The organism is Dickeya sp. Secpp 1600 (genome assembly GCF_003049805.1).
GTDB classification, from domain to species: Bacteria; Pseudomonadota; Gammaproteobacteria; order Enterobacterales; family Enterobacteriaceae; genus Dickeya; species Dickeya fangzhongdai.
Genome location: NZ_CP023484.1, coordinates 1,983,053 through 2,003,542 on the forward strand (window position 1 = coordinate 1,983,053; position 20,490 = coordinate 2,003,542).

Genomic DNA, 20,490 nt, shown 5'->3' on the forward strand with positions numbered 1-20,490 from the left:
CGATCGCGCTGAACGCAGCGCGATCGGAAAGCGCAATCAGAAAGAGGTGCGCTTGTAGGTGCGGTACTGCGGCTGCCAGAAGTTGTGGGCAATCGCTTTCACCAGCGCGTCTTCGGATGTGACTTCCGCCACGCCCTGCAACTGGGCCGCTTTGGCGACTTCCAGCGCAATGTGCTTAGAGACTTCCTGAATGGTGCTGACTTCCGGCAGCAACGGACCTTCGCCCTGGCTTGCCAGCGGCGAGCAGTCGGCCAGCGCGCGGCTGGAGGCCATCAGCATGCCGTCGGTGATGCGCTTGGCGCCACTGGCCAGTACGCCCAGACCGATGCCGGGGAAAATGTAGGAGTTGTTGCACTGCGCGATCGGATAAACCTTGTCTTTGTGCTGTACCGGGGCGAACGGGCTGCCGGTCGCTACCAGCGCCGCACCGTCGGTCCAACGGATGATGTCTTCCGGACGCGCTTCCACGCGGGAGGTCGGGTTGGACAGCGGCATCACGATCGGACGGGCGCAGTGGCTGTGCATTTCACGGATGATCTCTTCCGTGAACAGGCCGGGCTGGCCGGATACGCCGATCAGGATGGTCGGTTTGCCGTTGCGCATGACGTCCATCAGCGAGATAGCGTCGCTGGTGATGTCCCACTTGGCCAGGTTTTCGCTTTTCTGCACCAGTTTGCTCTGGAAGTCGAGCAGGTTCGGCAGTTTGTCGGTTAACAGGCCAAAACGGTCCACCATGAATACGCGGGCGCGGGCTTCTTCATCGCTCAGGCCTTCGGATTTCATTTGGGCGATGATCTGCTCGGCGATGCCGCAACCGGCGGAACCGGCGCCGAGGAAGGCTACGGTCTGGTCGCGCAGTTGGCTGCCGGCCGCGCGGCTGGCGGCGATCAGGCTGCCCAGCGCTACGGCGGCGGTGCCCTGAATGTCGTCGTTGAAGCTGCAGATTTCGTCGCGGTAGCGGTTCAGCAGCGGCATGGCGTTGTTCTGTGCGAAGTCTTCAAACTGCAGCAGCACGTTCGGCCAGCGGCGTTTCACCGCCTGAATGAATTCGTTCACGAACTCGTAGTATTCGTCGCCGGTAATACGTGGGTGACGCCAGCCCATGTACAGCGGGTCGTTGAGCAGTTGCGGGTTGTTGGTGCCGACATCCAGCACCACCGGCAGGGTGTAAGCCGGGCTGATGCCGCCGCAGGCGGTGTACAGCGACAGTTTACCGATCGGAATACCCATACCGCCGATGCCCTGGTCGCCCAGGCCGAGGATACGCTCGCCGTCCGTCACCACGATGACTTTTACGTTTTGTTTAGTGGCGTTTTGCAGCATATCGTCGATATGCTCGCGGTTGGGGTAGGAGATAAACAGGCCGCGGGCACGACGGTAAATGTCGGAGAAGTGTTCACAGGCGGCGCCCACCGTCGGCGTATAAATGATCGGCATCATTTCGCTCAGGTGGTTTTCCAGCAGACGGTAGAACAGGGTTTCGTTGGTGTCCTGAATGTTACGCAGGTACACGTGCTTTTCCATGTCGTTCTTGAATTCCTGATACTGCCGCCAGGCGCGCTCTGCCTGTTCTTCAATGGTTTCCACCGCTTCGGGCAGCAGGCCGTGCAGGTTGAACTGGGCGCGCTCCGCCTCGGTAAAGGCGCTGCCTTTGTTCAGCAGGGGAAATTCGAGCAGGATAGGACCGGCATAAGGGATATAAAGCGGACGTTTACTTTCGTATTCCAATTCCATGACTTTCGACTCTTTGGGTAGCGGAAATCGGTTCGAAGAACCAACGAAACGATAGGATAACGCGGATCTTAAAGTACCCCAAAAATATGTACAGGGATTGTTAATTAAAATAATTACAGATGACTTGCATATGAAAAATATGTGGGGAAAGTCACATATTATCGCGCTTCTGCTGGAAAAAGAGGGGGTTTGGGGGGCCGGTCTTACTCACACGGTGTGAATTTTCCACCACCGAATCGACGCAGCGCCGCCATATGAACGCATGGCGGCGCGCTATGTTTTAGTGCGCCGGTTCGCGGCACAGATCGGTACAGCCGAATGACGCCAGCAACGGCTGGGCCAGGCTCCACTGGCTGAGCGTCACATGGCTGGATTCCACCAAAACCGCCCGCTGAATATCGCTGAACGGCTCGCCGGCCAGATTGACCAGATTCAACGCCGCCTGCAATGGCGGCAGGCTGGGGTTGAACGCGGCGTTTTCCGCATAACGCCCGGCGTAACGGCGGCCGCGGCGGGTTTCCAGCGCGATGCCGCTGAATGCTTTACTGTACGGCGCGTGGCTGCGGTTGGCCGCCGCCAGCGCCAGCTGGCGCAGGGGATCGTCTGTTGTCAGCGTCAACCCGTTATCGATGTCATCCATCAACAGGGTGTTGATCGCCAGATCGCGCGGGCCAAACGCATCCGGCAGATAGTGGCCGAGCAGCGCGGGTGAACGCCCCGGCAGGCAGATACGCAGTTCGGGCGCGCTATTGAGTTCGTTCATGAACTGGCGGCAGTGCCCGCAGGGCGTGTAGTTCACCGTCACCGCCCGCAGCGCCGGTTCGTCGCGCAGCCAGGCGTGGCTGACGGCGCTTTGCTCGGCGTGGACGGTCTGTTGCAGCGGCAGGCCGTCGAACTCCATATTGGCGCCCAAGTAGAAGGCGCCGCTGACGCCCTGTGCTATCGCGCCGACGTGAAAGTGAGACACCGGCGTCAGCGCGCAGGCGGCGGCCAGCGGCAGCAGGGCGAAAGCCAGACTGTCGGCGTCGAGCTGGCTCTGGGCGCAAATGCTGCTGACATCGTCGGCGGTCAGCATGGCGGCAAAATCATCACGCGTCAGTATCGGCGCCAGCGCGGCTTGCAGCGCCGCAGGCAGTTGCGTGAAAGCGTCGTGGAAGCGTGCTTGCATGATGGTCTCTCTTTCCCGGTTTTCAGAGCATGTTAACCAGAGTCTGGTCAGACACGCGGCGATTATTTGTGATTATTATCACTTTTTATATGAAATACATGAAAAAGAAATCACAAATGCGAGATGTATCTCAAGTTTATCGGCCGCAGGTCCGGTTGGTATTGCGGCAGCGGTTATGAACCGCCGTCCGGCAATGCCGCTTCATTTTCCTGCTGAATGATCGCATCTATTTTTTGTGCGAGCCTTTTCGCCTGCTCAACCACCTCCGTTGCGCTCAACCCGTATTGATGGCTGAGTGTTTTCCAGTCATAGGCTCTGGATTTTCTTCCCTCAGGAAAATGTTGATAGAGCAAGTCGGTGAAGGCGCAATGCGAAGAGGAGAAGGCTTCATTCAGGTAGGCCTCGGCATAAAACACCCGTAGGCCGAAGCGAGGATGACGGCTGTTTTCGCTTTTTTCTCTGAAAATGTTCACGTAGATAGGCCAGTACGTCTCCGCGCTGATTTCCAGCATGGCGTCGGTCGCAAAATTAAACCAGGTGCGGCTGATTTGCAGATTATTGCTGTACGAGCCGTCGTCACCCTGCAAATCCGGCAGAGCTTTTTTCATGTTAACCAGCACGCCGGCGATGCCGCGGGATTGGATCAGCTTGTCGCAAAGCGGGCGGTGCTGTTGCAGGAACAGCAGCATTTCGGCGTCGATGCCGGCAAATTTGCTGACACGCCATTGGACAGGCGAGTGATTTCTTTGCTGGTAAAAGTGTTCCACCAGCGGCGCATAGCGGATTGCCAGCGTGGCGGAGAGTTCTGAGATTCTTTGCTCGGCCGGGCTTTGCCAGTCGGCCTGTTTCTGGCAGTACGACAACAGCAACTGCACCGCGGCATGATGATTTTCAGATTGCAGGCGGGCGCGGTGCGCCGCTTTATCCAGCCACTGGTAGTTCATAAATGCCCAGCGCTTGGCCTGGCTGACAAAATCGTTATCGGCTGACTGGTTAAACCATTTGTCGATGGCGACGAACAGGAAGTTATAGCCATGGAAACAGGCGTTGCGCGCCAGCGCGTTTTTCACCGCGGCGTGATAGTCGTCAAGCTGAGCGACATCGGGGGTTGAGCCCGCTTTATTCTCTATCGTGACGATAAATTTGTTTTGCGGGTCGATCAAAAACAGGTCAAGACGGCGGCGACCCCCGTTAAGGTCGACAATGCTGAATTCCCGGCAGACAAACAGCGAACCAAAGCTGGTCTGATGGATTAAGCCGGGGGTCCAGATATGGAAAAATTTTTTATTGTCGTATTTATGTTCGGTACTGGCGTAATAGGCGGCGGTCAGAAAATCTTTAATTATCGCGTCTCGCTGACCGTGGCCTTCATTCGGATTCAGGCACCAGGCCAACATATGGGAGTGTTGATTTTCCGTTAGCGTAATCACATCAAGGATGTCATCCGATGTCTTGAGCAGCTCTTGTAACTCGATGAAATGTTTATCTTCAAGAAAGGTATAAAATGTCTGTTCGTCCATGTGGCAGTCTGAATGTTTTCTTATCATGTGGCGGGATGCAGGCCGACCGGTGTTTCAAGGTGCGGACCTGCAATTTGGATGACGTCAGGGCGTCCGGTGGCATTAGCCCATCAGGCGCACGATCACCGGAAACAGAAACGGGGCGATTAGCGAGGTGATGATGCCGCAAATCACCAGCGCCAGCGAACTGAAGGCGCCTTCCTGAAAGTCCACTTCCGCGCAGCGGGCGGTGCCCAGCGCGTGCGACGCCGTGCCCATCGCCAGCCCGCGGGCGGATTTGGCATGGATTTTCAGTCGGTTGAACAGCGCGTGGCCGAGTACTGCGCCGACGATGCCAACGAAAATCACGCACATGGCGCTGATGGCCGGAATGCCGCCGATGGAACTGGCGACCGCCATGGCGATCGGCGTGGTGACCGATTTCGGCAACACCGAGGCGGCGATTTCCCGCGAAGCGCCCAGCCACAGGGCGATGACGGTGCCGGAAATAATGGCGGTGACGCTGCCGATAAAACAGACGCTGATGATGGATTTCCAACGCGCGCGGATTTGATGTAGCTGTTCATACAGTGGAAACGCCAGCGCCACCACCGCCGGTTGCAGCAGGCTGTTGAGGATGGCGCTACCGCTGAAATAGTGGTTGTAGGGGATATCCAGCACCAGCAGCAGCGGAATGATCACCAGCATCGATACCAGCAACGGGTTAAGCAACGGCATTTTTAGCGTCATCGCCACCTTGCGGGCGCCAAAAAACACCGCCAGCGTCAGCGGCAGCGACCACCACAGATAATTCAGCATTATTTTTCTTCCTTCGTTTCTGTGCCGTTCCGGCTGCCAGCCTGCCGGTCGCCGTGCATCATCTGGGTGGTGTAGCCGACGACGATCATCACCACAAAGGTGCTGACCAGACAGGAAACGACAATCGGGCCGAACTGGTCGCGTAGCACGCCATAGTAGTTCATCACCCCGACCCCGATGGGCACGAACAGCAGCGCCATGTAGCGAATCAGCAGATGACAACCGGGTTTGACCCAGTTGGGAGGCAGAATCTGCGACGCCAGCAGCGCGAACAGAATCAGCATGCCGAGGATGCTGCCGGGAATGGTGATGGGGAGTAACGCGGATATCGCATTGCCGGCGAACAGACACAGATAAATCAATGCGAAAGCGCGTAAATACTGCCAGCAAAGCGTGATGGTATTACGCATAAGGGAAAATCCTGATTAACCGTAGAAGTGATGATAACGCTAATATTGTCAGTGTGCTACGAATCACAAAACGCGGAGTGTGGTTTTCCCTGGACGATCCCCTGCGGCGGGAAATGGTCGCCCCGGACGAACCGGGGCAACGCGGGTCAGTGGGGCAGGCCGTAGCCGAATGGGAACAACGGCTTATTGCTGTCGTACGGCAGGTCGGGCTGCTGTTTCAGCACCGCCTGCATGGAAGAGGGCAGTTCGAAGGGCAATTTTGCGGTGTAAGCCGCGCCGGAAACCAGCCGGCTCAGCAGTACGCTATCGCTGACGCCGAAGTTGGCGATCAGCGCCCGGGTTTTGTCCACAACGTTGGTGAGGATCGCCGGACGTTCCATATAGACGGTGACCAGCGTCGGCACGCGGGCGCTGGCGCGCACGATGGCCTGATAGTCCGGATTGTCGGCGCGAAATGCCAGCGACCCTTCATGGTGACGGCTGCCGAAGAAGAAGTTTTTGTGCGGCTGCTCGTACGGGGTATGAGTGCGAATCAGCGCCACGTCCGCCTTCTCCGGCGCATCCACGACGATAAACCCTGCCGCCTGCGCGGCTTTTGCGTCAATGCCGTGCAGCCAGACCCGGCTGCCTGTACGCAGCGGCAGGAGATTGTTGTTTTGCAGCAACACCAGCGCCCGCGCCTGGGTCTCGTCCGCCAGTTGCTGCCAGTCTGTTCTGCCGACGACATCGTTGGCCTGCGCGGCATTGACGTAAGGGCGCTCGAATAACCCGATCTGGAATTTCTGCTTCAGGATACGGTTGACCGAGGTATCCAGCCGGGCTTCGCTCAGCAGGCCGTCCTGTACCGCTTTCACCAGCAAGGCCGAGTCGGTTACGCCGCCGAACTGATCAACCCCGGCGTTAACCGCCTTGATGAAACGCTCGGCGGGCGTCAGGTTTTCCACGCCCCACGGCATGCCGCGCGGCACCGGTTTTTCACCGGATTTGACGCCGGTCAGGCAGTCCCCTTTGCAGTCGTTGGTGATCAGCCAGTCGCTGAGGATCACGCCATCAAAACCGTACTGGCCGCGCAGCAGGTCGGTGAGCAGGAAACGGTTGAAACCGGCGCCGACCGGCTCGATCGGTTTGCCGTGCCAGCGGGCGTTGCGCAGAATGGAATAGGTGGGCATGATGCCGGCGGCGTGGGCTTCAAACGCGCCGGTAAACGGGTCGATATGCCATTGCAGGTTATTTTGACGGAACAGCGCGTATTTGCCATAGGCGTTGTGGCTGTCCCAGCCGTCCTGCGCCGCGCCGTAGCCGACCCAGTGTTTCACCACGGAAATCACGCTTTGGCCGTTAAGGCCGTTTTTGCCGTTCTGCATGCCGGTGACATAACCGCGCACCATCTTTTTGGTCAGATCGGGATCTTCGCCGAAGGTGCCGTCGATACGCGGCCAACGTGGTTCGGTGGACAGGTCGGCCTGGGGAGACAGGGCTTCGGTGATGCCGACTGCGCGGTATTCCTGACGCACGATATCGGCGAAGCGCCGCACTCGCTCCTCGTCGCCGATGGCGGCCAGACCGAGGGTTTCCGGCCATTTGCTGAATTTACCGACCGACACGCTAACGCCGACCAGCGACTGGAATGAGTTGCGCGGGTCGGTGCTGATGGTGGCGGGGATACCCAGCCGGGTGGCTTCCGCCAGTTGCTGCAGCTTGTTGTTTTCTTCCGCCATCTGGGCCGGGTTATCGCCGGAAAGCCGGGTAATAAAGCTGTTGACGTAGCGTTCGGCGATCATGGCTTTGGCCGCCGCGAGGTCGTACTGGGCGCCGGCGCCGGTGACGCTGCCGGCGGTGGGGGCGGAGCCGTGCATCATCACCCCGGCTTTTTCCGTCAGCGTCATGCGCGACACCAGGTCCGCCGCACGTTGCGCCGGCGGCAAACGCCAGTCTTCGTACGGATTGAGTTTACCGTCGCGGTTGAGATCCTTGAATTTCAGGCCGTCGACGGTGATCAGCGGGGCTTCGCGGGTATCAAGCACCGCTTGCTGTACCGCTCCCGCCAGCGGGGAAAACAGCAAGGGTAGGGTGGCAATCCAGGGCAGAACCACCGCGGTGTGCGGCGAGAATCGTGATTTCATGGTGGTCTTTCTCATTATGTGTGGGCCAGAGGAAAAAACAGCGAGCGCCCGTGAAGGTTCAACGCGACAGACCATCGGAAAAAGAAAAGACAGCCTGTGCCCGCTGAGTGGAATAACGGTGAGCGCCAGCGATTAATTCCTGTCACGCTATGCCAGTCTTAATTGGGGGTTCAAGCGGGTAAATAGTAATTCTGAAGATGGATCAAAGAATTGGCGCAGGTGTTGCCGGTGGGTGAGAATTATTCAATCACCGTCATTGGTGATAATTTCTTATTGTGATTGTTTGATTTCAATCGCTGGGAAATAACAAGAAAGAGGACGAAAAGCGGAGTCGGCAAATAAAGAAAAATAAAACCGGGCGCTATTTGCGGCCCGGCTTTTGGCAGACGGGGATTTACCTCACGCCAGATTCACCACAGCGCCGGATTGGAAACCGCCTGCCGAACCGCATCGGTCAGCGCCTGCAACTCGTCCGGCTGAATGATGAAGGGCGGCATGAGATAGACAAGCTTGCCGAACGGCCGAATCCATACTCCTCGATCGACAAAGAAGCGTTGCAGACGCGCCATATTGACCGGCTGGCGAGTTTCCACCACGCCGATGGCGCCCAGCACCCGCACGTCGGCAACGGTCGGCGCCTCGCTGAGCGGTAGCAACGCCTGACGCAACTGCGCCTCAATAGCGGCGACCTGCGTCTGCCAGCGGTTTTCCGCCAGCAGTGTCAGGCTGGCATGGGCCACGGCGCAGGCCAGTGGGTTGCCCATGAAGGTGGGGCCGTGCATGAAACATCCGGCCTCGCCGTTGCTGATGGTTTCCGCCACCGCGCGGGTGGTGAGCGTGGCGGAGAGCGTCATGTAACCGCCGGTCAGCGCCTTGCCAAGACACAGGATATCCGGCGTTATCCCGGCGTGTTCGCAGGCGAACAGGCGTCCGGTACGGCCAAACCCGGTGGCGATTTCGTCGGCGATCAGCAGAATGCCGTGCCGATCGCATAACTGGCGGACCTGCCGCAGATACTCGGGATGATAAAAGCGCATACCGCCCGCGCCCTGCACGATCGGTTCCAGGATCACGGCGGCGATGTCGTGCTGATGCTGCAGCAACCGTGCGCTGAAGTCGGTGATGTCTTCCGGCTGCCAGGGCTGGTCAACGCGGCAGCGCGGCGCGTCGGCGAACAGATGCGGCGGCAAATATCCCTGATAAAGACTGTGCATCGAATTATCCGGATCGCACACCGACATGGCGCCAAAGGTGTCGCCATGATAGCCGTGGCGCAGCGTCAGGAAGCGCTGGCGGCGTTCGCCGCGCGCTTGCCAGTATTGCAGCGCCATCTTCATCGCCACTTCCACCGCTACCGAGCCGGAATCCGCCAGAAACACGCACTCCAGCGCCGCCGGGGTCATCGCCACCAGTTGGCGGCACAACGCCACCGCCGCCGGATGGGTAATGCCGCCGAACATCACGTGCGACATCTGCGCCAGTTGGTCCGTCAACGCCTGATTCAGCCGCGGGTGATTGTAGCCGTGAATGGCCGCCCACCATGAAGACATACCGTCCACCAGTTGGCGGCCGTCGGCCAGTTGCAACCGACAACCGCTGGCGGCGATCACCGGGTAACAAGGCAGGGGAGCGGTCATGGACGTGTAGGGGTGCCAGATATGGCGCTGGTCGAAGTTCAGGTCGTCCTGATTCATACTGATGTAAACCAATTGGATCTCAATTTGGTTGACAGTATACCCACATAAATTACACTGGCGAGACTTTTTTACCCGGAGCAATGATGATGACCGAACGCGTAAACTGGACACTGGAGCAGGCGCAGGCCCTGTTCGATAAGCCGTTTCTGGAACTGATGTTTGAAGCGCAACAGGTGCATCGCCAGCACTTTGATCCCCGTCAGGTGCAGGTCAGCACGCTGTTATCCATCAAAACCGGCGCCTGCCCGGAAGACTGCAAATACTGCCCGCAAAGCGCGCGCTACCGTACCGGCATTGAAACCGAACGGCTGATGCAGGTCGAGCAGGTGCTGGATTCCGCCCGACAGGCCAAAGCGGCCGGTTCTACCCGTTTCTGCATGGGCGCGGCGTGGAAAAACCCCCATGAGCGCGATATGCCGTATCTGGAGTCAATGGTGCGCGGCGTGAAAGCGATGGGAATGGAAACCTGCATGACGCTGGGCACGCTGCATGGCGATCAGGCCGAACGACTGGCGGCGGCCGGGCTTGATTTCTACAACCACAATCTGGATACGTCGCCGGAATTTTACGGCAACATCATCACCACCCGTACTTATCAGGAACGGTTGGATACGCTGGGTAAGGTGCGTGGAGCCGGTATCAAAGTGTGCTCCGGCGGTATCGTCGGCCTGGGCGAAACGGTGCGCGACCGCGCCGGACTGCTGGTGCAACTGGCGAATCTGCCGACGCCGCCGGAAAGCGTGCCGATCAACATGCTGGTGAAGGTGAAGGGGACGCCGCTGGCGGAAAACGAGGACGTGGATCCGTTCGATTTTATCCGCACCATCGCCGTGGCGCGTATCATGATGCCGGCCTCCTACGTGCGACTGTCGGCCGGGCGCGAGCAGATGAACGAGCAGACGCAGGCGATGTGTTTCATGGCCGGCGCCAATTCGATTTTCTACGGCTGCAAGCTGTTGACCACGCCGAACCCGAAAGAAGACAAGGACCTGCTGCTGTTCCGCAAACTGGGGCTTAACCCGCGGCAGACCCAAACCGAATACGGCGACAATCAGCAACAGCAGCATCTGGCCGAACGACTGCTGCATGCCGATACCGCTCAGTACTACAACGCGGCGGTGTGAATGGGCTGGCAACAACGGATCGATCAGGCGCTGGCGCAGCGGCAGGCGGAGGACGCCTACCGGGTTCGCTTGCCCAATGACGGCGGCAGCGGCCGCTGGCTGGTGCGCGAGCAGCAGCGTTATCTCAATTTCTCCTGTAACGACTATCTGGGGCTGAGCCAGCATCCGGCGATTGTGCGCGCCTGGCAGCAGGGCGCAGAGCGCTACGGCGTGGGCAGCGGCGGTTCCGGTCATGTGACCGGGTATACCAACGCGCATGAGCAGTTGGAACAGCAACTGGCGGACTGGCTGGGGTACGACCGGGCGCTGTTGATGATCTCCGGGTTTGCCGCCAATCAGGCGGTGGTGACGGCGCTGTTAACGGAGGGGGACCGTATTCTGGCGGATCGCCTCAGTCATGCCTCGTTACTGGAAGCTGCCAGCCTGTCACCCGCGACGTTACGCCGTTTTCACCATAATCAGCCGGATTCGTTGCAGCAGCTGCTGGAAAAACCGGTCGGCGGCCAGACGCTGGTGGTCACCGAAGGGGTGTTCAGCATGGATGGCGACACCGCGCTGCTGGCGGCGTTACATTCGCGCTGCCGCGATCATGGCGTCTGGCTGATGGTGGATGATGCCCACGGCATCGGCATCGTCGGCGAACAGGGGCGCGGCTGTAGCTGGCAGCAAGGGGTGAAACCCGAATTGCTGATTGTCACTTTCGGCAAAGCGTTTGGCGTTAGCGGGGCGGCGGTGTTGTGCAGCCAGTCGGTGGCGGAATACCTGTTGCAGTTCGCCCGTCATCTGATTTACAGCACCGCCATGCCGCCGGCGCAGGCGTGCGCGCTGGACGCGGCGCTGGCGGTCGTTCGCGGCGCTGACGGCGAGGCGCGACGTGCCGCGCTGGCGCAGGCGGTCCGTCGTTTCCGCGACGGTGCGGCCGGGCTGCCGTTTCGTCTGCTGGAGTCGACGAGCGCTATCCAGCCGCTGATCGTCGGCGATAACGCCTGGGCGCTGGCATTGGCGCAGCAACTGCGTACGCATGGGTTGTGGGTGAACGCCATCCGGCCGCCCACCGTGCCGCCGGGCACCGCTCGCCTGCGCATTACCCTGACCGCCAGTCATCAGCCGGAGGATATCGACCGTCTGCTGGAGGTATTGTATGACGCCGGGTAACACGCTCTTGATGCCGCATCCTCCCCATAAGCAGGCGATTGCCCGCGCCTTCGGCCGGGCGGCCGGATATTACGACCGCTTTGCCGCCCTGCAGCGCGAGAGTGGGGAACAGTTGATGGCGCTGGTCGGCGACCATGCCGGCCGCGAGGTGCTGGATGCCGGTTGCGGCACCGGCTATTTCAGCGACCGCTGGCAGGCGAGCGGAAAACAGGTGACGGCGCTGGATTTATCGACGGAGATGCTGGCGATAGCGCGTCAGCGGCGGGCGGCGACGCGCTATCTGCAAGGCGATATCGAACATCTGCCGTTAGCGGATGGCAGCGTGGATATCAGCTTTAGCAACATGGCGATGCAATGGTGTGATGATTTCGACGCCGGGCTGGCTGAACTTTACCGGGTCACCCGGCCGGGCGGGGCGATTGCCGTCTGTACGCTGGCGGAAGGCACGCTGGTTGAACTGGATGCCGCCTGGCAGCAACTGGACGGCTCGCGTCGCATTAACCGCTTTATGTCGCTGGAGGCGATCGTCTCCTCCTTCCGTCTCTACCACGCTGATGTCTCGCTGGCGCCGGTGACCTGCTATTTCCCCGATGTGCTGAGCCTGATGCGTTCGGTCAAAGGGGTAGGCGCCACCTGGCTGCGTGACGGCCGTGACCACGGCGGCCTGAGCCGTCGGCAACTGACCGAACTGACCACGCGTTACAGCCGTCATTCGCAGGGCTATCCCCTGACGTATCAACGTGTTTTTGGAGTGATTTATCGTGACTGAACGCTGGTTTGTTACCGGAACCGACACTGAAGTAGGCAAAACGGTCGCCAGCGTGGCGCTGCTGCAGGCCGCCCGCCGCGCCGGATACCGTACCGCCGGGTATAAGCCGGTGGCCTCCGGCTGCGACGTGACGCCGCACGGCATCCGCAACAGCGATGCATTGCAGTTGCAGGCCAACAGCAGCGTGGCGCTGCCCTACGATGCGGTCAATCCGCTGGCGTTTCTGGAACCGACGTCGCCCCATATCGTCAGCGCGGCCGAACAGCGACCGATTGCGTTTTCCACCCTCAGCGAGGGGTTGCGCGAGCTGGAGCGTCAGGCGGACTGGGTGCTGATAGAGGGCGCCGGCGGCTGGTTTACGCCGCTTTCCACACGGCAGACCTTCGCCGATTGGGTACAGCAAGAGGCGCTGCCGGTGATTCTGGTGGTGGGGGTGAAGCTGGGGTGCATCAACCATGCGATGCTGACGGCGCAGGCGGTGCAGCAAGCCGGTTTGCGGCTGGCGGGCTGGGTCGCCAACGTGGTGCAGCCGCCCGGTCGTCACCATCACGCCTACCTGCAAACGTTGCAAGCGCGGATTCCGGCGCCGCAGCTGGGGGAAATCCCTTACTTATCCGAGCCAATTCAGCAGGATATCGGCGATTACTTAAACATCACTTTACTGAGAGGTTAACGATTCTGAGTAAATGTTGCATGAGTCGCAGCTTTTCCCCCTCTTCTGGTTGAAATTGATAGAAAAAACCATCTTGAAAACAGGTGCTGAATCCACTGGGCCAGCAGTTTTTCTTCTTGCTAAGTCTGTGTCATTTAGCACTTTTTTTTATAATGATCGCCGGGTCAAACACGGAAATCTTGTTTAAAAGCGCCTTGCGCTTTCGTGGCGGAAAAAAACAGTAAAACACGCCAATACAGGAGGCGCGGGCGCTTGTGGGAGTTATCCACTATTTCTGTGGATAACCGTGTGCATTAGGGTTAGAAAAAACGCGCCAGCCGAGAGCTGGCGCGGGTTGCGCCTGGTTTGATGCTAATCTCCGCTTTTTTATAAAATCATTAAAAATCAAATAATTAATTAAAAGCAAGTCACTTTTATTGCAGCGGGACCCGTTTGAATAAATCACCGGCACTGGTCGTAGCAGCTAATTTGAGAAACGGCATTTCTGGGGATAAATGCATTATTTTTTGCTGGATTAGCGGCATCACTCTGTGCTAGTCAAGCAGGGCGCTATGGTTGTGCCGTCAATGGTTAAGAATTGCTTGATGCTGTTTTTATATCCAGTAATATGTGGCTGGCAAATCTGACCGGGGATTTTCATACTAGGTGTGTCTCTCCCTGTCGGCGACGCTGGCCTAACCCGCCGATGTCCGTTGCGTGATTCCAACCGTTTTTTATCCGGGTGTCTTATCCATGAGTAAAGCGTTCAAACTGCATTCTGATTTCAAACCCGCCGGCGATCAGCCCGAGGCGATACGCCGCCTGGAAGAAGGGCTGGAAGACGGACTGGCGCACCAGACGCTGCTGGGGGTAACGGGGTCCGGTAAAACGTTCACCATCGCCAACGTGATTGCCGACCTCAACCGGCCGACGATGGTGCTGGCGCCCAACAAGACGCTGGCGGCGCAGCTGTATGGCGAGATGAAAGCGTTTTTTCCGGATAATGCGGTGGAGTATTTCGTCTCTTACTACGACTACTATCAGCCCGAAGCCTACGTGCCGAGTTCGGACACCTTCATCGAGAAGGACGCCTCGGTCAACGAACACATCGAACAGATGCGGTTGTCCGCCACCAAGGCGCTGCTGGAGCGGCGCGACGTGGTGGTGGTGGCGTCGGTGTCCGCCATTTACGGTCTGGGCGATCCGGACCTGTATCTAAAGATGATGCTGCACCTGACTCAGGGCATGCTGATCGACCAGCGCGCCATCCTGCGGCGGCTGGCGGAGTTGCAGTACGCCCGCAACGATCAGGCGTTTTCGCGCGGCACCTTTCGCGTGCGCGGCGAGATCATCGATATTTTTCCGGCGGAATCTGAAGACATCGCCCTGCGGGTGGAACTGTTCGACGAAGAGGTGGAGCGGCTGTCGCTGTTTGACCCGCTCACCGGGCATATTGTGCAGACGGTGCCGCGTTACACCATCTACCCCAAAACCCACTACGTCACGCCGCGCGAACGCATCCTGCAGGCGATGGAAGAGATCAAGGTTGAGCTGGCGGAGCGCCGTCAGGTGCTGCTCGCCGGCAATAAGTTGCTGGAAGAACAGCGGCTGGCGCAGCGCACCACCTTCGATCTGGAGATGATGAATGAGCTGGGCTATTGCTCCGGCATTGAAAACTACTCCCGCTTTCTGTCCGGCCGCGGGCCGGGCGAACCGCCGCCGACGCTGTTCGATTACCTGCCGGCCGACGGTCTGCTGGTGATCGACGAATCCCACGTCACCATTCCGCAACTGGGCGGGATGTACCGCGGCGACCGGGCGCGCAAGGAAACGCTGGTAGAGTACGGTTTTCGCCTGCCGTCGGCGCTGGACAACCGGCCGATGAAATTCGAGGAGTTCGAAGCGCTGGCGCCGCAGACCATCTATGTGTCGGCGACGCCGGGCAATTACGAGCTGGAAAAATCCGGCGGCGAGGTGATCGATCAGGTGGTGCGGCCGACCGGTCTGCTGGACCCGGAACTGGAAGTCCGCCCGGTGACCACCCAGGTGGATGACTTGCTGTCGGAAATTCGTAAACGCTCCGTCATCAACGAGCGCGTGCTGGTCACCACCCTGACCAAGCGGATGGCGGAAGACCTGACCGAGTATCTGGAAGAGCACGGCGAGCGGGTGCGTTATCTGCACTCTGATATTGATACCGTGGAGCGGGTGGAGATCATCCGCGATTTGCGTCTGGGCGAGTTCGACGTGCTGGTGGGCATCAACCTGTTGCGTGAAGGTCTGGACATGCCGGAAGTGTCGCTGGTGGCGATTCTGGATGCCGATAAGGAAGGGTTCCTGCGTTCGGAACGATCGCTGATTCAGACCATCGGCCGGGCGGCGCGTAACCTCAACGGCAAGGCGATTTTGTATGCCGACAAGATTACGCCGTCGATGGAACGCGCCATGAATGAGACTCTGCGCCGTCGCGAGAAACAGCAGGCGTACAACGAACAACATGGCATCGTGCCGCAGGGGCTTAACAAGAAGATTGGCGACATCCTGCAGATTGGTCAGCCGACTAACGGCCGGGGCAAAGGGCGCGGCAAGAAAGCGGCCGAACCGGCGGCGCATTACCAGCAACTGTCGCCAAAAGCGCTGGATCAAAAAATCCGCGAGCTGGAAAGTCAGATGCTGGCCCATGCGCAGAATCTGGAATTCGAGGAAGCCGCCCGGCTGCGCGACGAGATTCACGCGCTGCGCGAACAGTTTATCGCCGCGTCATGATGATACCGGCGTGAGCGCTGTGCTGGCGTTGTCGCCCGGCCGGCGGCATGGCGAGGCAGCGCCTATATACAGATGCAGAACCTACACAGATGCAGAGCATATACAAAAGAGAGGCTGAGTGATGAATAATCCGATTCCTGGCGTAGACGTGCTGTTCGTGGCTGGCTTTGGGCCGGTAACGGTATCCGCTCCGGCTAGTCAGACGTTCTATCAGACGATGTTGAACCTGCCGCTAAAGCCGATGGAAGGCAATGACATCTACCTCTCCTGCGACGAGTTGGGCGGCGTGAAGCATTTCGCGCTATGGCCGCTGGCGCAGGCCAGTCAGTCTTGTTTCGGCAGTGATGACTGGCCGTCGGCGTATCCAAGGCCGCAGGGCTGGATGGAACTGGAAGTGGCGGATATCGCCGCCGCTACCGAAGCGGTCAAACAGCAGGGATATCCGCTGTTAGTGGAGAACCGGCTGGAGCCCTGGGGGCAGACGGTAACCCGCTTCCTCAGCCCAGAGGGCCTGCTGCTGGGCATGACCCATACGCCGTGGCTCAGAGAGTGAACCTCAGGCAGGGCATAGTCCCAGCGATTGTGCCGCCTGCTCCAGCGCCGCGCGCAACAGTACGCGGTCATGGTGGTGCGGTACGTCCTGCGCTGCCAGCGGCTGCTGAATAATCAGGCGATCGTCCACCCCGCGGGTGTCCGTTCGGGGCGCGACGACCACGGCGTCAATGATGCGCCGGTCAATTTTGCTCTCGATAAGCTGCAGCTTCTGCGCCAGCGTCAGGCGGGTAGCGATTCGACTTTGTTCGTCCCCCAGATTACCGATGTACACCACCGGGGCGCGGGCGTCATGCAGCGCTTGCGCCAGATCGGTAAGCAGTAACGGCGGCATCAGGCTGGTGAGAAAGCTGCCGGGGCCGATCAGGATCAGGTCCGCCTCGGTAATCGCCGTCAGCGCTTCCCGTGTGGCGGGGGCGGCCGGGTAGAGCATCAGATCCTGCGGCAGGGTGGCGAGCTGGTCTACCGCCACTTCGCCGTACACCGGATTGCCCTGGGCATCAATCGCCAGCAGGTCTACCGGTTGTTCCGACATCGGAATCAGCAGCGCGTCCACCTTGAGCAGATTACGGATCAGGTTGATGGCTTCCAGCGGACGCACGCTGAGGTGATCCATCGCCTTAAGCATCAGATTGCCAAGATTGTGGCCGGACAGTTCGCCGTTGCCGCTGAAGCGGTACTCGAACATTGCCGACGCCACGCTGGGGGCGGTGATCAACTGGTTCAGGCAGTTCCGGGTGTCGCCCCAGGCGATGCCGCCTTCCGAACGGCGAATTCGCCCGGTGGAGCCGCCATTGTCGGTTGTGGTGACGATGCCGGTCAGCCGTGACCCCAGAAAGGAGAGCGACGACATGACGCGCCCCAGTCCGTGACCGCCGCCCAGCGCCACCACACGATCCAGCTCCGCCAATGTGCGATTCCCCATAAATACCCTTATCTTTCGGTTATCTGCCGTAAAAAGTAGCGGATATATACCACATCTTGGCCTGAAGCAGCATAAGCGCCGGCAGAAATTTTCCACGCGTCTTACCGGATGGTTACCGGTTGTACAACCGGCGGCAAAAAAGCGCTGGGCGGCGGTGCAGGAAATGCCAGCCGGTTAACCAGAAAAAGGTTCGTCGACGGATAGATTTTTCAGCGGAAATCAGTGGTTAGCCGATAATCGTTAATAACAGGAAACCGGATTTTTTAAAATATGATGGCTTGATAAATAGTGTAATAAAGCATGCTGTTATATTTTTCATATTTATTATTATGTTTTTGTTTTTTAAGTTTATTTGTATTTTTTATTTGCGAATTTTTCACCGGAAAATAAAAGTCACGTACAGCGAAATCATGCTGTTATAGCGTAAACTGTTATGGCGTAAATAATACAGACTGTTTATGTCCATTTATTCCCACCCATTCTAAGATCCTTGCCAGTGGTATTCCGCCATCAGCGTGAGTACGGCTGGCGCTGTTTCGTTCGGCGCGCGTCGGCGATAGCTCCTATTCCGGCCCGCGCCCAGCCGACAAGTAAATCGATAGCAGGACTGTTTGCAGTCCAGAGGTAAGACATGTTCGGACTCGATGCATTTCATCTGGCAAGGATCCAGTTTGCCTTCACGGTATCCTTCCATATCATTTTTCCCGCCATCACCATCGGGCTGGCCAGTTTTCTGGCGGTGCTGGAAGGGTTATGGCTGAAAACCAATAACCGCGACTACCGCGATCTTTACCATTTCTGGTCGAAAATCTTTGCCGTCAATTTTGGCATGGGCGTGGTGTCCGGCCTGGTGATGGCTTATCAGTTTGGCACTAACTGGAGTGGATTTTCCCAGTTTGCCGGCAGTATCACCGGCCCGTTGCTGACCTACGAGGTGCTGACCGCCTTTTTTCTGGAAGCCGGTTTCCTTGGCGTCATGCTGTTTGGCTGGCAGCGGGTAGGCCCGGGGCTGCACTTCTTCGCCACCTGCATGGTGGCGCTTGGCACCATCATTTCCACGTTCTGGATCCTCGCGTCCAACAGCTGGATGCAGACCCCGCAGGGGCATGAAATCCATAACGGCGTAGTGGTGCCGGTGGACTGGCTGGCGGTGATCTTCAACCCGTCCTTTCCGTACCGGCTGATGCACATGGCGACGGCGGCGTTTCTTGCCAGCGCCTTCTTTGTCGGCGCGTCCGCCGCCTGGCATTTGCTGCGTCACAACGACACGCCGGCGATTCGCAAAATGCTGTCGATGGCGCTCTGGATGGCGTTAATCGTGGCGCCGGTTCAGGCGCTGCTGGGGGATATGCACGGCCTTAATACGCTGAAATACCAGCCGGCCAAAATTGCCGCGATAGAAGGCCACTGGGATAACCCGCCCGGCGAACCGACGCCGTTGATCCTGGTGGGCTGGCCGGATATGGAGCGTGAAACCACCCGCTATGCGCTGGAAATTCCTTATCTGGGCAGCCTGATCCTGACCCACAGCCTGGACAAGCAGGTGCCGGCATTGAAAAGTTTCCCGAAAGACGAACGCCCCAATTCGACGGTGGTGTTCTGGTCATTTCGCATCATGGTCGGGCTGGGCATGCTGATGATCCTGCTGGGTGTTATCGGTCTGTGGCTGCGCTGGCGTCGCCGGTTGTATCAGTCGCGGCCGTTTTTGTGGTTTACCCTACTGATGGGGCCGTCGGGGCTGATCGCGATTCTGGCGGGGTGGTTTACCACCGAGGTGGGCCGCCAGCCGTGGGTGGTTTACGGTCTGCAGCGCACCCGTGACGCAGTATCGGCGCACGGCGACCTGCAAATGAGCATCAGTCTGCTGCTGTTTATCGCGGTGTATCTGTCGGTATTCGGCGTCGGTTATGTCTATCTGGTGCGGCTGATCAAGAAAGGGCCGCAAGCGGGAGAGGGGGACGCCGCATCTACCGGCGGGCCGGGGCAATCGTCTACGCCGGCGCGGCCGCTGTCCGCGGTACCGGAAACGCTGGAAGAGGGGAAATAACGTGGGTATCGAACTTTCTGTCATCTGGTTCGCCATCATCATCTTCGCCACGCTGATGTACATCGTGATGGACGGCTTTGATCTGGGCATCGGCATCTTGTTTCCTTTTCATCGCCACGCCGCCGACCGGGACCTGATGGTCAATACCGTCGCGCCGGTATGGGATGGCAACGAAACCTGGTTGGTGCTGGGCGGCGCCGGATTGTTCGGCGCGTTCCCGCTGGCTTACGCGGTGATTGTGGATGCGCTGACTATTCCGCTGACGCTGATGCTGGTTGGGCTGATTTTTCGCGGCGTCGCTTTTGAGTTTCGCTTCAAGGCGACGCCGTCGCACCGCCCGTTCTGGGATAGCGCTTTTATGTGGGGCTCGCTGGTCGCCACCTTCTTTCAGGGCGTCACCGTCGGTGCGGTGCTCAACGGCTTTGAGGTGACCGATCGCCATTTTTCCGGCCCGGTATTAGGCTGGCTGACGCCGTTTTCGCTGTTTTGCGGCGCTGGACTGGTGGTGGCGTATGCGCTGCTGGGGTGTACCTGGCTTATCATGAAAACCGGGCAGAGGCTGCATCGCCGCATGTCGGCGCTGGCGCCGTCGCTGGTGGTGGCGTTACTGGCGGTGATCGCGGTCATTAGCCTGTGGACGCCGCTGGCGCATCCAGCGGTCAAACAGCGCTGGTTTTCGCTGCCTAATCTGTTCTGGTTCCTGCCGGTTCCGTTGCTGGTGGCGGCCTGTGCGGCGGGAATAGTGCGCGGCGTGCGTCGCCACGCGCATTATTCTCCGTTCCTGCTGACGCTGGCGCTGATTTTCCTCGGTTTCACCGGGCTTGGCATCAGCCTGTGGCCGATGATCATTCCGCCGTCGCTGACGCTGTGGGATGCCGCCGCGCCGCCGCAGAGCCAGGGGTTCATGCTGGTCGGCGCGCTGCTGATCATCCCGGTGATCCTGGGTTACACCTTTTGGAGTTATTACGTTTTCCGGGGAAAAACCCGGCCGGATGAGGGGTACCACTGATGAAGCTGTTTGCCGTACGAACCGTTGCCAGGGAAAGTGCA

16 protein-coding genes are annotated in these 20,490 nt (G+C 59.0%); 8 read left to right on the forward strand and 8 right to left on the reverse strand.

Annotated elements, in window-relative coordinates:
• Nucleotides 1-36 precede the first annotated feature (36 nt).
• The 7 genes from CPA59_RS08950 to bioA form a co-directional block, all read right to left on the reverse strand.
• Nucleotides 37-1,734: an NAD-dependent malic enzyme gene (locus CPA59_RS08950; protein ID WP_038918685.1), complete on the reverse strand. Its 1,698-nt coding sequence runs from the start codon at nucleotides 1,732-1,734 to the stop codon at nucleotides 37-39.
• 280 nt (nucleotides 1,735-2,014) lie between these two features.
• Nucleotides 2,015-2,902, reverse strand: a complete 888-nt coding sequence (cdd, locus tag CPA59_RS08955; protein ID WP_107759127.1) for a cytidine deaminase — start codon at nucleotides 2,900-2,902, stop codon at nucleotides 2,015-2,017.
• Between the two features lie 173 nt (nucleotides 2,903-3,075).
• Entirely contained in the window at nucleotides 3,076-4,422 is a 1,347-nt protein-coding gene (locus tag CPA59_RS08960; RefSeq protein WP_107759128.1) for a PD-(D/E)XK nuclease family protein, read from the reverse strand.
• A 102-nt stretch (nucleotides 4,423-4,524) separates the two neighbouring features.
• Nucleotides 4,525-5,220, reverse strand: coding sequence for a CidB/LrgB family autolysis modulator (locus CPA59_RS08965; protein WP_038659877.1), 696 nt, complete (start codon nucleotides 5,218-5,220; stop codon nucleotides 4,525-4,527).
• Complete coding sequence (locus tag CPA59_RS08970; RefSeq protein ID WP_038918688.1) at nucleotides 5,220-5,630, reverse strand: CidA/LrgA family protein; 411 nt, start codon at nucleotides 5,628-5,630, stop codon at nucleotides 5,220-5,222. Before CPA59_RS08970 ends, CPA59_RS08965 begins: the two co-directional genes overlap by 1 nt.
• A gap of 146 nt (nucleotides 5,631-5,776) precedes the next feature.
• A complete protein-coding gene (locus tag CPA59_RS08975; protein ID WP_107759129.1) occupies nucleotides 5,777-7,753 on the reverse strand; it encodes a glycoside hydrolase family 3 protein in 1,977 nt (658 codons plus the stop codon).
• A 410-nt stretch (nucleotides 7,754-8,163) separates the two neighbouring features.
• Complete coding sequence (gene bioA / locus CPA59_RS08980; RefSeq protein ID WP_107760789.1) at nucleotides 8,164-9,447, reverse strand: adenosylmethionine--8-amino-7-oxononanoate transaminase; 1,284 nt, start codon at nucleotides 9,445-9,447, stop codon at nucleotides 8,164-8,166.
• Nucleotides 9,448-9,536: 89 nt separating this feature from the next.
• Here bioA and bioB point away from each other — a divergent pair, with 89 nt between their 5' ends.
• From bioB to CPA59_RS09010, 6 genes are all read left to right on the forward strand, one after another.
• Nucleotides 9,537-10,574 carry a biotin synthase BioB gene (bioB, locus tag CPA59_RS08985; protein ID WP_038920918.1) on the forward strand — a complete coding sequence of 346 codons (1,038 nt, stop codon included), beginning with the start codon at nucleotides 9,537-9,539 and terminating at the stop codon, nucleotides 10,572-10,574.
• Nucleotides 10,575-11,729 carry an 8-amino-7-oxononanoate synthase gene (gene bioF, locus CPA59_RS08990; protein ID WP_107759130.1) on the forward strand — a complete coding sequence of 385 codons (1,155 nt, stop codon included), beginning with the start codon at nucleotides 10,575-10,577 and terminating at the stop codon, nucleotides 11,727-11,729.
• On the forward strand, nucleotides 11,716-12,498 hold the full coding sequence (bioC, locus tag CPA59_RS08995) for a malonyl-ACP O-methyltransferase BioC (RefSeq protein WP_107759131.1): 783 nt from the start codon (nucleotides 11,716-11,718) through the stop codon (nucleotides 12,496-12,498). Before bioF ends, bioC begins: the two co-directional genes overlap by 14 nt.
• Nucleotides 12,491-13,171 (forward strand): dethiobiotin synthase, encoded by a 681-nt coding sequence (gene bioD / locus CPA59_RS09000; protein WP_038918691.1) that lies wholly within the window; start codon nucleotides 12,491-12,493, stop codon nucleotides 13,169-13,171. The genes bioC and bioD overlap by 8 nt, the downstream gene beginning before the upstream one ends.
• Before the next feature lie 732 nt (nucleotides 13,172-13,903).
• Nucleotides 13,904-15,916: an excinuclease ABC subunit UvrB gene (gene uvrB / locus CPA59_RS09005; protein WP_038918693.1), complete on the forward strand. Its 2,013-nt coding sequence runs from the start codon at nucleotides 13,904-13,906 to the stop codon at nucleotides 15,914-15,916.
• 121 nt (nucleotides 15,917-16,037) lie between these two features.
• Nucleotides 16,038-16,469 carry a VOC family protein gene (locus CPA59_RS09010; protein WP_038918694.1) on the forward strand — a complete coding sequence of 144 codons (432 nt, stop codon included), beginning with the start codon at nucleotides 16,038-16,040 and terminating at the stop codon, nucleotides 16,467-16,469.
• 3 nt (nucleotides 16,470-16,472) lie between these two features.
• On the opposite strand, the gene yvcK is transcribed toward CPA59_RS09010, so the two are convergent.
• Nucleotides 16,473-17,393 carry a uridine diphosphate-N-acetylglucosamine-binding protein YvcK gene (gene yvcK, locus CPA59_RS09015; RefSeq protein ID WP_049854308.1) on the reverse strand — a complete coding sequence of 307 codons (921 nt, stop codon included), beginning with the start codon at nucleotides 17,391-17,393 and terminating at the stop codon, nucleotides 16,473-16,475.
• Between the two features lie 631 nt (nucleotides 17,394-18,024).
• Between yvcK and CPA59_RS09020 the strand changes: the two genes are divergently transcribed.
• The gene (locus tag CPA59_RS09020; RefSeq protein ID WP_100849362.1) at nucleotides 18,025-19,440 is read left to right on the forward strand and encodes a cytochrome ubiquinol oxidase subunit I; all 1,416 of its coding nucleotides are present in this window, start codon (nucleotides 18,025-18,027) and stop codon (nucleotides 19,438-19,440) included.
• Between the two features lies 1 nt (nucleotide 19,441).
• Entirely contained in the window at nucleotides 19,442-20,449 is a 1,008-nt protein-coding gene (cydB, locus tag CPA59_RS09025) for a cytochrome d ubiquinol oxidase subunit II (protein ID WP_107759132.1), read from the forward strand.
• Nucleotides 20,450-20,490 lie beyond the last annotated feature (41 nt).